Origin of the sequence: Siccibacter colletis (assembly GCF_000696575.1) — a bacterium.
Lineage (GTDB): Bacteria > Pseudomonadota > Gammaproteobacteria > Enterobacterales > Enterobacteriaceae > Siccibacter > Siccibacter colletis.
This window is the reverse complement of the sequence record NZ_JMSQ01000016.1, coordinates 77,742-90,669: the sequence shown is the minus strand read 5'-3', so window position 1 is coordinate 90,669 and position 12,928 is coordinate 77,742. Positions and strand designations below refer to the sequence as shown.

General features: G+C 56.4%; 11 protein-coding genes and 2 tRNA genes. 10 read left to right on the top strand and 3 right to left on the bottom strand.

The genetic code is table 11. The annotated features are described in order from the left end of the window. The first annotated feature begins 249 nt into the window (after positions 1-249). Together ET34_RS0116200 and ET34_RS0116195 are read left to right on the top strand one after the other, a co-directional pair. Positions 250-326: transfer RNA gene (locus ET34_RS0116200), tRNA-Asp, on the top strand. A 9-nt stretch (positions 327-335) separates the two neighbouring features. Further along, positions 336-411 (top strand) — tRNA-Trp (locus tag ET34_RS0116195). Positions 412-503: 92 nt separating this feature from the next. Here ET34_RS0116195 and hdfR read toward each other — a convergent pair. After that, positions 504-1,328, bottom strand: coding sequence for an HTH-type transcriptional regulator HdfR (gene hdfR, locus ET34_RS0116190; RefSeq protein ID WP_031523801.1), 825 nt, complete (start codon positions 1,326-1,328; stop codon positions 504-506). A gap of 119 nt (positions 1,329-1,447) precedes the next feature. Between hdfR and ET34_RS0116185 the strand changes: the two genes are divergently transcribed. Then, positions 1,448-1,786, top strand: a complete 339-nt coding sequence (locus ET34_RS0116185) for a MaoP family protein (RefSeq protein ID WP_031523799.1) — start codon at positions 1,448-1,450, stop codon at positions 1,784-1,786. A gap of 24 nt (positions 1,787-1,810) precedes the next feature. On the opposite strand, the gene ET34_RS0116180 is transcribed toward ET34_RS0116185, so the two are convergent. Further along, positions 1,811-3,331: a YifB family Mg chelatase-like AAA ATPase gene (locus ET34_RS0116180; RefSeq protein WP_031523798.1), complete on the bottom strand. Its 1,521-nt coding sequence runs from the start codon at positions 3,329-3,331 to the stop codon at positions 1,811-1,813. Between the two features lie 357 nt (positions 3,332-3,688). On the opposite strand from ET34_RS0116180, the gene ilvL reads away from it, so the two are divergent. From ilvL to ilvA, 6 genes are all read left to right on the top strand, one after another. Then, positions 3,689-3,787, top strand: a complete 99-nt coding sequence (gene ilvL, locus ET34_RS22040; RefSeq protein WP_072002048.1) for an ilv operon leader peptide — start codon at positions 3,689-3,691, stop codon at positions 3,785-3,787. Between the two features lie 139 nt (positions 3,788-3,926). Next, entirely contained in the window at positions 3,927-5,576 is a 1,650-nt protein-coding gene (gene ilvG / locus ET34_RS0116175) for an acetolactate synthase 2 catalytic subunit (protein WP_031523796.1), read from the top strand. Then, positions 5,573-5,836 carry an acetolactate synthase 2 small subunit gene (gene ilvM / locus ET34_RS0116170; protein ID WP_031523794.1) on the top strand — a complete coding sequence of 88 codons (264 nt, stop codon included), beginning with the start codon at positions 5,573-5,575 and terminating at the stop codon, positions 5,834-5,836. The genes ilvG and ilvM overlap by 4 nt, the downstream gene beginning before the upstream one ends. 17 nt (positions 5,837-5,853) lie before the next feature. Next, complete coding sequence (locus ET34_RS0116165) at positions 5,854-6,783, top strand: branched-chain amino acid transaminase (protein ID WP_031523792.1); 930 nt, start codon at positions 5,854-5,856, stop codon at positions 6,781-6,783. 96 nt (positions 6,784-6,879) lie between these two features. Beyond that, on the top strand, positions 6,880-8,730 hold the full coding sequence (gene ilvD, locus ET34_RS0116160) for a dihydroxy-acid dehydratase (protein WP_031523790.1): 1,851 nt from the start codon (positions 6,880-6,882) through the stop codon (positions 8,728-8,730). A gap of 2 nt (positions 8,731-8,732) precedes the next feature. After that, positions 8,733-10,274 carry a threonine ammonia-lyase, biosynthetic gene (gene ilvA / locus ET34_RS0116155; RefSeq protein ID WP_031523788.1) on the top strand — a complete coding sequence of 514 codons (1,542 nt, stop codon included), beginning with the start codon at positions 8,733-8,735 and terminating at the stop codon, positions 10,272-10,274. 34 nt (positions 10,275-10,308) lie between these two features. Here ilvA and ilvY read toward each other — a convergent pair whose 3' ends face one another. Then, positions 10,309-11,211, bottom strand: coding sequence for an HTH-type transcriptional activator IlvY (gene ilvY / locus ET34_RS0116150; RefSeq protein WP_031523786.1), 903 nt, complete (start codon positions 11,209-11,211; stop codon positions 10,309-10,311). A 161-nt stretch (positions 11,212-11,372) separates the two neighbouring features. On the opposite strand from ilvY, the gene ilvC reads away from it, so the two are divergent. Continuing rightward, complete coding sequence (gene ilvC / locus ET34_RS0116145; RefSeq protein ID WP_031523785.1) at positions 11,373-12,848, top strand: ketol-acid reductoisomerase; 1,476 nt, start codon at positions 11,373-11,375, stop codon at positions 12,846-12,848. Positions 12,849-12,928 lie beyond the last annotated feature (80 nt).

Sequence of the window (12,928 nt, the reverse complement as noted above, 5' to 3'; positions counted from 1 at the left end):
AACGCCGTAGCGCCGATGGTAGTGTGGGGTCTCCCCATGCGAGAGTAGGGAACTGCCAGGCATCAAATTAACATACCTGACCAGAACTTCAGGGCAGTTCACTACTCGACAGAGAGTAGGACAAAAGCGAAGCTTTTGAACGTTGCGCAGCAACGGCCCGAAGGGTGAATCGCACAGCGATTCATAAACTGCCAGGCATCAAATTAGCAGTAAACCGGAGTGACATCCGGTGCAGTGACGAAATTCGGTGGAGCGGTAGTTCAGTTGGTTAGAATACCTGCCTGTCACGCAGGGGGTCGCGGGTTCGAGCCCCGTCCGTTCCGCCACCCTTATTTAGGGGCGTAGTTCAATTGGTAGAGCACCGGTCTCCAAAACCGGGTGTTGGGGGTTCGAGTCCCTCCGCCCCTGCCAGAAAATAATCCTTAGCTTAACGGCTAAGGATTTTTTTTGTCTGCGATTTACCTGCCTGACGGGGAGTTAACCCCCCGTCCTGTACGTTCAACTCATTGATCCAGAATCGATGTCTTCAGTAACTCTTTGATCTGCGTTTGCTTATCGCTGTTTTGTAACCAGATAGCGTACAACGGTCGAGAAAGCGTCGTGCTGTCCGTTACGCTACGTAATTCTGCTTTCTCGTTGGCCCAGGTGGTCGGTAACCACGTACATCCATTAAGTTCGCTGAGAAACTTAACAGCTATTTCTGCTGAACTGGTTGTTAATACGGGAATGTCATCGCCAGGGAGCAGCGAAGTTTCGTGCTGCTGAAAATCCGGCCCCCACTCTAAACGCAGGTAGTTCAGATCCGCTTTATTACGTGCCGGTGTCGCGCAGTAGAGTGCCAGCGAGAAATGCCCAAGCAGTTGGCTATTAAATTCATCCATCTTGGGTGCTTCTGAAGTGATGAGCAGATCCAGCTGACGTTCATGGAGCTGTTTCACCAGCGACTGACGCTGTGCGATCCGTGCCTCAAACTGCATGCCAGTGTGGGACGTATATAATCGCGTTAACCATTGGGACAACATACACTCCCAAAGGGATGCGCTCGCCCCTATCGACAGCTCATTATGGCGCGAGGTGTGGGCGACCTCTTTTCTTGCCGCCTGCCAGGTGCTCATTAAGGTTTCTGCATATGGCAACAGACGCTCCCCGGCAGTGGTTAGACGTATGTTATTGCGATGCCGGGTAAAGAGATTAACTCCCAGCTGATTCTCAAGTTGGCGAATGCGAAAGCTTACCGCGGATTGGGTCAGGTAGAGCGCTTCTGCTGCCCGCCCGAAATGGCGTGTTCTGCTTACTTCAAGAAACGTTTTCAGCAATTCCGTATCCACAACTCTCTCCGCAAAATTATTTGTCGTTATGATTTAAATGTTTTGTTTTACACTCTGTCAAGCGTAACTAATACTCCGCGCCATAAATAGCCCGGCCAAGAGAATTAGGAGCGTGTAGGATGGCGGAAAGCTTTACGACGACTAATCGATTTTTCGACAACAGATATTATCCACGCGGGTTCTCTCGACATGGTGATTTCACCATTAAAGAGGCGCAGCTGCTGGAACGTCATGGTTATGCTTTCAATGAGCTGGATCTGGGTAAGCGCGAACCCGTAACGGAAGAAGAAGTTCTGTTTGTTGCGGTGTGCCGTGGTCAGCGTGAGCCCGTGACCGAAGCAGAACGCGTGTGGAGTAAGTATATGACGCGTATCAAGCGTCCTAAGCGTTTCCATACCCTGTCTGGTGGCAAGCCACAGATGGAAGGTGTGGAAGACTACACTGAAAGCGATGATTAAAAGAAAGGGCCGAAAGGCCCTTTTTTACGTCATCATCTTTTGCAGGTGGAGCAGCATTCTGTCAATCGCGCGGTAACTCAGCGCTTCCTGCAGGTGAGGGCGACGTATATCACCTTCCAGATTAAGATCGGCAATAGTACGCGCTACCTTAAGTAATCGCTGCCAGGCTCTGACTGATAATCCAAGACGGATGAGCGTCTCTTCAAGCCACTCGGCGTCGGCAGCTTCAAGGCGACAGAATTGCTTGATTCCGGCATTGTCGAGCAAAGCATTAAGGCACTGCTGGCGTGCAAGTTGCTTTGAACGCACCTTTGTTACCCGCAACCTGATTTCAGCGCTACTTTCCCCCCCGTCGCCCGGCTTACTTAACATCCCAGGCGGTAGCAGAGGGATCTCAAGGGATAAATCGAACCGATCCAAAAAGGGTCCGGACAGACGCCCAAGGTAACGCAGAGTCTGTTCAGGGCTGCAACGATTATGATTTCCCTGATAGTGCCCTGTTGGACTGGGATTCATTGCGGCAATGAGTTGGAAGCGCGCGGGATAGCTGACTTTTGCGCGCGTGCGTGAAATATGAATTTTCCCTGACTCGACGGGCTCTCTTAATGCATCCAAAGCCCGGCGCTCAAACTCCGGTAACTCATCCAGAAACAGCACGCCATTGTGCGCCAGTGAAATCTCTCCGGGCATGGGAATAGCTCCACCGCCTACCAGAGCCGTCAACGATGCGCTGTGGTGAGGTGCTCTGAATGGCCGTTGACGCCATTGCCGCTGTAACGCGACCGGATTCACCAGACTCATGATGGCGGCGCTCTCAAGCGCCTCTTCATCGCTCAATGGTGGCAAGATCCCGTTAAGCCGACTCGCCAGCATTGTTTTACCGGTGCCGGGAGGACCAATAAAGAGCAGGTTATGACCGCCAGCGGCTGCAATCTCCAGGGCTCGCTTGCCTTGTTGTTGCCCATACACTTCATTGATATCTTCACAACACGCTTCAGTGCTCAGCGCTGGGGAAACCGGCCTCTCAAGTGAGCCTTTGCCTTCAAGAAACGCGCATACCTCCAGCAGATGTGCTGCAACCATACAGCCGGGTTTATCAATCAGGCCCAGTTCCGATGCGTTTTCCTGAGCGACAACGATCTGCCGCTGTTGCTGGAGTGCCTCCATGGCACATGAGATCGCACCGGGAACGCCGCGCAACGCGCCGGTAAGCGCCAGCTCACCGACAAACTCTGTCTGGCTTAACAGTGAGGTGCTGAGCTGCTCCGAGGCGGCCAGTAACGCGACAGCGATGGGCAAATCGTAACGCCCGCCCTCTTTAGGTAAATCGGCCGGCGCGAGGTTGATGGTGATTTTACGGGCCGGGAATTCATAACCACTGTTGATAATGGCGCTACGCACACGATCGCGCGCTTCCTTTACAGTCGTCTCAGGCAGGCCAACAATAGTCAGGCCCGGCAAACCTGCACTCATATGTACTTCAACGGTAACCAGTGGGGCCGTTACGCCCAACGCAGCTCTGGTAAACACAATGGCGAGAGACATATTCACCTCCTTGTAGCCAATAGCCTGCCTGCCTCTTTTCCTGAAAGATAACTGCATTTATGCGATTTTCTATGGGCATTCCAGTATTAAGAAGTCTATGTTTGCATTTTCAGTGCAATGTGGAATCAACCTCGTAAGAACATAAAAACCAGATTTAGCTCTGCCTACGTCAGGCGAGAAGCAGGCGCCTGGTGATACGTTTTTTTTATGTCTACATTAGACATTGAAAAATAATAGTTTTTCTGTGAATTATTCATGCGTATTGGTTTTTTTCTTGAAAATAATCCTTGTCACTCTGTCAGACACTGTGATAACTCTTTAGACATTACTTCGAACAAGATATGTGACGAACTGAAAATGACAGCCCTTCTACGAGTGATTAGCCTGGTCGTACTAAGCGTGGTGGTGATTATTATCCCACCGTGCGGGGCTGCACTTGGACGAAGAAAGGCTTAGAAATCAAGCCTGAATCAACGAGAACCCCCGCACCGAAAGGTCCGGGGGTTTTTTTATGACCTTAAAACGTAAGTGAGGAGCAGAATATGAGTAGTAGCATAAAACACTGTTTCTGCCGTTGTAGAGCGGGGAACTAACTATGAATGGGGCACAGTGGGTAGTACATGCGTTGCGAGCACAGGGTGTTAATACGGTATTCGGTTATCCTGGTGGCGCAATAATGCCGGTCTATGATGCGCTCTATGACGGCGGCGTGGAACACCTGTTGTGCCGGCACGAGCAGGGCGCAGCGATGGCGGCGATTGGCTACGCGCGGGCTACTGGTAAAACCGGCGTCTGTATCGCCACCTCTGGCCCAGGCGCTACCAATCTCATCACCGGCCTGGCCGATGCGCTGCTCGATTCTGTTCCCGTTGTTGCCATCACCGGGCAGGTGGCTTCGCCGTTTATCGGCACCGATGCCTTCCAGGAAGTTGACGTGCTGGGCATGTCGCTCTCGTGTACCAAACACAGTTTCCTCGTACAGTCGCTGGAAGAACTGCCGCAGGTAATTGCTGAAGCATTTACCATTGCTAACAGCGGTCGTCCGGGTCCGGTACTGGTTGATATTCCCAAAGATATTCAGATTGCCACAGGCGAACTGGAACCGTGGTTATCCACCGTTGAAGATACCTTCTCGCCGCCGCTGGAAGCGATTGAACAGGCCCGTCAGATGCTGGCCCAGTCAACCAAACCTATGCTCTATGTGGGCGGTGGTGTAGGGATGGCTCAGGCCGTTCCGGCGCTGCGTGAATTCATCGCGGAAACCGGCATCCCGGCAACCGCAACCCTGAAAGGCCTGGGCGCAGTCGAACCGAATTATCCGTTCTATCTCGGCATGCTGGGCATGCACGGTACCCGGGCGGCAAACCTTGCGGTTCAGGCATGCGACCTGTTGATCGCCGTCGGTGCCCGTTTTGATGACCGGGTGACCGGCAAACTTAATACTTTCGCACCGCATGCCAAAGTCATTCACATGGATATCGATCCGGCGGAGATGAATAAGCTGCGCCAGGCTCATGTGGCCTTACCGGGCGATCTCAACGTTATGCTGCCAGCACTGCAGCAGCCGCTGCCGGCTATCGCCGACTGGCGGAGCGAGGTGGCAACGCTGCGTGAAGAACATAGCTGGCGCTACGATCATCCGGGGGAGGCAATCTACGCCCCGCTACTGCTCAAGCAGCTGTCCGACCGCAAACCTGCCAGTGCGGTTGTGACCACCGACGTGGGTCAGCATCAGATGTGGGCCGCGCAGCATATGTCGTTCACCCGGCCAGAAAACTTTATTACGTCCAGCGGTCTCGGAACGATGGGGTTCGGCCTGCCAGCGGCGGTGGGTGCACAGGTTGCTCGCCCGGATGATACGGTGATCTGCATCTCCGGAGACGGCTCTTTCATGATGAACGTGCAGGAGCTGGGAACCGTAAAACGCAAGCAGCTGCCGCTGAAAATTGTTCTGCTGGATAACCAGCGCCTGGGTATGGTGCGCCAGTGGCAGCAGCTCTTTTTCCAGGAGCGTTACAGCGAAACCACCCTGACCGATAACCCGGATTTCCTCACTCTGGCCAGCGCATTCGGTATTCCTGGTCAGCACATTACCCATAAAGATCAGGTTGAGGCTGCCATCGACACGCTGCTCAACAGCGATGGCCCATACCTGCTTCACGTATCCATCGATGAACTCGAAAATGTCTGGCCGCTGGTTCCACCCGGTGCCAGTAACGCTCAAATGCTGGAGAAATTATCATGACGCAACATCAGATAGCTGTTCAGGCCCGCTTTCGCCCCGAGACCCTGGAGCGCGTACTGCGTGTGGTGCGTCACCGTGGATTCGAAATCTGCGCCATGAATATGGAATCCGCCTCGAGTTCCGGAAATATAAATATCGAATTGACCGTTGCCAGCCCTCGCCCAGTCGAATTACTGTTTAGTCAATTGCGAAAACTGGTCGACGTGGGTCACGTTGAGATCCAGCAACAAACATCATCATCACAACAAATAAGCGCCTGAGCGCAATAGGAATAAAAATGACGACGAAAAAAGCGGATTACATTTGGTTCAATGGCGAGATGACTCCCTGGGGCGAGGCGAAGGTGCACGTCATGTCGCACGCCCTGCACTACGGAACGTCCGTCTTTGAAGGTATCCGTTGCTATGAGTCTCACAAAGGGCCGGTGGTGTTCCGTCATCGTGAGCACATGCAGCGTCTGCGCGACTCCGCGAAAATCTATCGCTTCCCGGTTACTCAGAGCGTCGATGAGCTGATGGAAGCCTGCCGTCAGGTGATCCGTAAAAACAACCTGACCAGCGCTTATATCCGTCCGCTGGTGTTCGTCGGCGATGTGGGCATGGGCGTTAACCCGCCGGAGGGTTACTCCACCGACGTCATCATTGCAGCGTTCCCGTGGGGCGCCTATCTCGGTGCCGAAGCGCTGGAGCAGGGCATCGATGCGATGGTCTCCTCCTGGAACCGCGTTGCACCGAATACCATCCCTACCGCGGCAAAAGCAGGCGGTAACTACCTCTCCTCACTGCTGGTGGGCAGCGAAGCGCGTCGTCACGGCTATCAGGAAGGTATCGCGCTGGATGTAAACGGCTATATCTCGGAAGGCGCGGGCGAAAACCTGTTCGAAGTGAAAGACGGCATCCTGTTTACCCCGCCGTTCACGTCCTCTGCACTGCCGGGCATCACCCGCGATGCCATCATCAAGCTGGCGCAGGATCTGGGTATCGAAGTGCGTGAGCAGGTGCTGTCCCGCGAATCGCTCTACCTGGCGGATGAAGTGTTTATGTCGGGTACCGCGGCGGAAATCACCCCGGTACGCAGCGTGGATGGAATTCAGGTTGGCGAAGGCCGCTGCGGCCCGGTGACCAAACGCATTCAGCAAGCATTCTTCGGCCTGTTTACCGGTGAAACCGAAGATAAATGGGGCTGGCTGGATCAGGTAAACCCATAACCACACTTTCCCGACGTCATCCCTACGGGGATGACGTGATAAGGGATACGGGGCGGCAATGTACCGCCCGGCACAACGACAGACTGGAGTAAAGACATGCCTAAATACCGTTCCGCCACCACCACGCATGGCCGCAACATGGCGGGAGCCCGTGCGCTGTGGCGCGCCACTGGAATGACCGACGCCGACTTTGGTAAGCCCATTATCGCTGTCGTTAACTCCTTTACCCAGTTCGTGCCGGGCCACGTCCATCTGCGCGATCTGGGTAAGCTGGTGGCTGAGCAGATCGAAGCCGCAGGCGGCGTGGCTAAGGAGTTCAATACCATTGCGGTGGATGATGGTATCGCCATGGGCCACGGCGGCATGCTTTACTCGCTGCCATCGCGTGAGCTGATTGCCGATTCCGTAGAGTACATGGTCAATGCTCACTGCGCTGACGCCATGGTCTGTATCTCCAACTGCGACAAAATCACTCCCGGCATGCTGATGGCCTCGTTGCGCCTTAACATTCCGGTCATTTTCGTTTCCGGCGGCCCGATGGAAGCCGGGAAAACCAAACTGTCCGATCAGATCATCAAGCTGGATCTGGTGGATGCGATGATTCAGGGCGCGAACCCGAACGTCAGCGACGAGCAGAGCGATCAGATTGAACGCTCCGCCTGCCCGACCTGTGGTTCCTGTTCCGGTATGTTCACCGCCAACTCCATGAACTGCCTGACCGAAGCGCTCGGCCTGTCACAGCCGGGCAACGGCTCACTGCTGGCGACCCATGCTGACCGCAAATCGCTGTTCCTGAGCGCGGGCGAACGCATCGTTGCCCTGACCAAACGCTATTACGAGCAGGACGATGACTCGGCGTTGCCGCGTAACATCGCCAACAAAGCCGCCTTCGAAAACGCCATGACGCTGGATATCGCCATGGGCGGCTCGACCAATACCGTGCTGCATTTGCTGGCTGCCGCACAGGAAGCCGAAATCGACTTCACCATGAGCGATATCGACAGGCTCTCCCGTAAAGTGCCGCAGTTGTGCAAGGTGGCGCCAAGCACCCAGAAATATCATATGGAAGACGTGCATCGCGCCGGTGGCGTTATCGGTATCCTTGGCGAGCTGGATCGCGCCGGCTTGCTGAACCGGGACGTGAAAACCGTACTGGGCCTGACGCTGCCGGAAACTCTGGAGCGCTACGACGTTATGCTCACCCAGGACGAGTCGGTAAAAAGCATGTTCTCCGCCGGCCCGGCGGGCATCCGCACTACCCAGGCATTCTCCCAGGATTGCCGCTGGGATTCGCTGGATACCGACCGCGCCGAAGGCTGCATTCGCTCGCTGGAGCATGCGTACAGTAAAGATGGCGGTCTGGCCGTGCTGTACGGCAACTTTGCCGAAAACGGCTGCATCGTAAAAACCGCTGGCGTGGATGACAGCATTCTTAAGTTCACCGGCCCGGCCAAAGTGTATGAGAGCCAGGACGATGCGGTCGAGGCAATCCTTGGCGGCAAAGTGGTGGCGGGCGATGTAGTAGTGATCCGCTACGAAGGACCAAAAGGCGGCCCGGGCATGCAGGAAATGCTCTATCCGACCACCTTCCTGAAATCGATGGGGCTGGGCAAAAGCTGCGCGCTGATCACCGATGGTCGCTTCTCCGGCGGCACATCCGGTCTTTCGATTGGTCACGTTTCGCCGGAAGCGGCAAGCGGCGGTAACATTGCGCTGATTGAAGATGGCGACATGATTGCCATTGATATTCCGAACCGTGGCATTCAGCTGCAGGTGAGCGACCAGGAGCTGGCGGCCCGCCGTGAAGCTCAGGACGCGCGCGGAGCCGATGCCTGGACGCCAAAAGCGCGTGAGCGTCAGGTTTCCTTTGCGCTGCGCGCCTATGCCAGCCTCGCCACCAGCGCAGATAAAGGCGCAGTACGCGATAAATCGAAGCTGGGAGGCTAAGCATGGCCGAGCCGCAACCCCTTCCCGACGCGCCCGGTGGCGCAGAATACCTGCGCGCCGTGCTGCGCGCGCCGGTATACGAGGTGGTGCAGGTCACCCCTCTGCAAAAAATGGAAAAACTCTCGTCCCGCCTGGAGAACGTCATTCTGGTGAAGCGAGAGGATCGCCAACCGGTGCACAGCTTCAAGCTGCGCGGTGCCTACGCCATGATTGCCGGCCTGACCGAAGAGCAGAAAGCGCGCGGCGTGATCACTGCCTCGGCGGGAAACCATGCGCAGGGCGTAGCGTTCTCTTCTGCGCGACTTGGTATCAAAGCGCTGATCGTGATGCCGGTTGCAACCGCTGACATCAAAGTCGATGCGGTGCGCAGCTTCGGAGGGGAAGTATTGCTCCACGGGGCAAACTTTGACGAGGCGAAAGCGAAAGCGGTTGAGCTGGCGCAGCAACAGGGCTTTACCTGGGTGCCTCCATTTGATCACCCGGCGGTGATCGCCGGACAGGGCACGCTGGCGCTGGAACTGTTGCAGCAGGACGCGCACCTCGATCGCGTCTTTGTGCCCGTGGGCGGCGGTGGACTGGCCGCAGGCGTGGCGGTGCTGATCAAGCAGCTGATGCCGCAGATCAAAGTCATTGCCGTCGAAGCCGAAGAGTCTGCGTGCCTGAAAGTAGCGCTGGATGCCGGGCATCCGGTGGAGCTGCCGCGTGTTGGGCTGTTCGCCGAAGGGGTGGCGGTGAAGCGTATCGGGGAAGAAACCTTCCGTGTTTGCCGGGAGTACATTGATGACATCATCACCGTAGACAGCGATGCTATCTGTGCCGCGATGAAAGATCTGTTTGAGGATGTGCGTGCGGTAGCAGAGCCGTCTGGCGCACTGGCGCTGGCGGGGATGAAGAAATACATCGCCCGGCACAACATCCGCGGTGAGCGGCTGGCGCACGTGCTCTCTGGCGCTAACGTTAATTTCCACGGCTTGCGCTACGTCTCAGAGCGCTGTGAGCTGGGCGAACAGCGCGAAGCCTTGCTGGCCGTCACCATCCCGGAAGAGCAGGGCAGCTTCCTGAAGTTTTGCCAGTTGCTGGGCGGTCGCTCGGTGACCGAGTTCAACTACCGTTTCGCCGATGCGAAAGATGCCTGTATTTTCGTCGGTGTGCGCCTGAGCCGCGGCCTTGAGGAGCGCCGGGAGATCCTGGCATTGCTCAACGACGGCGGCTACAGCGTCGTGGATCTCTCGGATGATGAAATGGCGAAGCTGCACGTGCGTTATATGGTGGGCGGCAGGCCGTCGCGCCCGCTCCGCGAGCGGCTTTACAGCTTCGAGTTTCCGGAGTCGCCGGGTGCGCTGCTGAAGTTCCTGCACACCCTGGGCACCCACTGGAACATCTCGCTGTTCCACTATCGCAGCCACGGCACCGACTATGGCCGCGTGCTGGCCGCGTTTGAACTGGGCGAGCACGAGCCGGACTTCGAAACCCGGCTCAACGAACTGGGGTATGACTGCCACGACGAAACCAACAATCCGGCATTTCGTTTCTTCCTGGCATAGCTGGCAAAGACAAAAAGGGCGCAAGCCCTTTTTGTTATGCGCTCTCTTTCCGTTCCTGCACTATCTTCCAGAACGCGCTGACGATCGGCTCATGCAGCTGCTTTTTCTGCACGCATACCCCCAGTTCAAACGGCGTTTTTTCATCGCTGCGCTCCAGAATCATCACGCGATTGCGCACCGGCTCCGGGCTGTTCTCCAGCACCACTTCAGGGATAAGCGCCACGCCACAGCCCAGCGCCACCATTGAAACCATCGCTTCGTGGCCGCCCACCGTGGCATAGATCGACGGATTGCTGAGCTTCTGGCGGCGGAACCACAGTTCGATACGTCGCCGCACCGGCCCCTGATCCGGCAGGATAAATGGCACCTTTGCCCAGTCGGGCGACGGTTCGGTCACCTGATGGCGCACCGGGCAGGGCAGCGCTGGCGCAATCAATACCACGGCGAGATTCTCCAGCATGGCGAAACCGATGCCCGGCGGCAGGCTCTCCGGTTTACCGGCAATCGCCAGATCGGCTTCGCCGGAATCCACTTTCTCCACCGCATCGGCGGCATCACCGGTAATCAGCTTAATTTCTACCGAGGGATGTTCGGCGCGAAAACGGTCCAGGATCGGTGGCAGGTGGCTGTAGGCAGCTGTCACCGAACAAAACAGGCGCAGCTCCCCGGTCAGCGAGGGGCCTTGTTGCCCCAGGGTGTGACGCATCTGCTGATACTGCAGCAGCGTGTGCTGGGCAAACTGGCGCAGCTGCTCTCCGGCCTCCGTCAGCGTTACGGTGCGGTTATCGCGCACGAACAGCGTCTGGCCGAGATCTTCTTCCAGCCGCTGGATCTGGCGTGACAGCGTGGACGGGCTGACGTGCATGGCCCGTGCGCTTCGCCCGAAGTGGCGGCTCTCTGCCAGATGTAAGAAGGTTTTCAGATCGCGTAAATCCACGGCGCAGTTCTCCGGTTTTATGTTGCGTTTTTTGCAATGCTGCGTTGTTAATATATCAATTTCAGCAACGAGTTTCCTGTCTTATGATGGGGTCATTCTCGTGAGCACAGACAGGGCTTACGAACCGAACAACAAAGACAACACAACACCCGGAGTACGCGATGGCTAACTACTTTAATACGTTGAACCTGCGCCAGCAGCTGGCACAACTGGGCAAATGCCGCTTTATGGGCCGCGACGAATTCGCCGATGGCGCAAGCTATCTCAAAGGCAAAAAAGTGGTCATCGTCGGCTGCGGCGCCCAGGGCCTGAACCAGGGTCTCAACATGCGCGACTCCGGCCTCGACGTTTCCTACGCCCTGCGCGCAGAGGCCATCGCCGAGAAACGCGCCTCCTGGCGTAAAGCGACCGACAACGGCTTCAAAGTTGGCACCTATGAAGAGCTGATCCCCCAGGCGGACCTGGTAGTTAACCTGACGCCGGACAAACAGCACTCTGACGTTGTTCGTGCCGTTCAGCCGATGATGAAAGACGGTGCCGCGCTGGGGTATTCCCACGGCTTTAACATCGTTGAAGTTGGCGAGCAGATCCGTAAAGACATCACCGTTGTGATGGTGGCACCGAAGTGTCCGGGCACCGAAGTGCGCGAAGAGTACAAGCGCGGCTTTGGCGTACCGACCCTGATCGCCGTACACCCGGAGAACGATCCGAAAGGCGAAGGCATGGCGATTGCCAAAGCCTGGGCTGCCGCAACCGGTGGTCATCGTGCCGGCGTGCTGGAGTCCTCTTTCGTGGCGGAAGTAAAATCTGACCTGATGGGCGAGCAGACCATTCTGTGCGGCATGTTGCAGGCGGGTTCCCTGCTCTGCTTCGACAAGCTGGTGGAAGAGGGTACCGACCCGGCTTACGCTGAGAAACTGATCCAGTTCGGCTGGGAAACCATTACCGAAGCGCTGAAACAGGGCGGTATCACCCTGATGATGGACCGCCTCTCTAACCCGGCGAAACTGCGCGCTTATGCACTTTCCGAACAGCTGAAAACCATCATGGCACCGCTGTTCCAGAAGCACATGGACGACATCATCTCCGGCGAGTTCTCCTCCGGTATGATGGCGGACTGGGCGAATGACGATAAGAAACTGCTGACCTGGCGTGAAGAGACCGGCCAGACGGCGTTTGAGAATGCGGCGCAGTATGACGGCAAAATCACCGAGCAGGAATACTTCGATAAAGGCGTACTGATGATCGCGATGGTGAAAGCGGGCGTTGAGCTGGCGTTCGAAACCATGGTGGATGCCGGTATTATTGAAGAGTCCGCTTACTACGAATCGCTGCACGAGCTGCCGCTGATCGCTAACACCATTGCCCGTAAGCGTCTGTACGAGATGAACGTGGTCATTTCCGATACCGCCGAATACGGTAATTACCTGTTTGCTAACGCGGCAGTACCGCTGCTGAAAGAGTTCATGACTACGCTGCAGCCAGGCGATCTGGGCAAAGCCATTGAGAGCGGCGCGGTGGATAACGCCCAGTTGCGCGACGTGAACGATGCGATTCGCCGCCATGAGATCGAGAAAGTGGGGCAGAAGCTGCGCGGGTATATGACCGATATGAAGCGTATTGCCATTACGGAATAATTCCCCGTCGTCTTTTGACCCGCAGCGGTGTTTATAAATCCCACCCAGGCCGGGTAAGCGAAGCGCCACCCGCCAGAATC

Excerpts from the sequence above, each read along its gene's own strand:
- ilvD (WP_031523790.1), top strand. The coding sequence starts at position 6,880 with ATGCCTAAATACCGTTCCGCCACCACCACGCATGGCCGCAACATGGCG.
- ilvM (WP_031523794.1), top strand. The coding sequence starts at position 5,573 with ATGACGCAACATCAGATAGCTGTTCAGGCCCGCTTTCGCCCCGAGACC.
- ET34_RS0116165 (WP_031523792.1), top strand. The coding sequence starts at position 5,854 with ATGACGACGAAAAAAGCGGATTACATTTGGTTCAATGGCGAGATGACT.
- ilvA (WP_031523788.1), top strand. The coding sequence starts at position 8,733 with ATGGCCGAGCCGCAACCCCTTCCCGACGCGCCCGGTGGCGCAGAATAC.
- ilvL (WP_072002048.1), top strand. The coding sequence starts at position 3,689 with ATGACAGCCCTTCTACGAGTGATTAGCCTGGTCGTACTAAGCGTGGTG.
- ilvC (WP_031523785.1), top strand. The coding sequence starts at position 11,373 with ATGGCTAACTACTTTAATACGTTGAACCTGCGCCAGCAGCTGGCACAA.
- ilvG (WP_031523796.1), top strand. The coding sequence starts at position 3,927 with ATGAATGGGGCACAGTGGGTAGTACATGCGTTGCGAGCACAGGGTGTT.
- ET34_RS0116180 (WP_031523798.1), bottom strand. The coding sequence starts at position 3,331 with ATGTCTCTCGCCATTGTGTTTACCAGAGCTGCGTTGGGCGTAACGGCC.
- ET34_RS0116185 (WP_031523799.1), top strand. The coding sequence starts at position 1,448 with ATGGCGGAAAGCTTTACGACGACTAATCGATTTTTCGACAACAGATAT.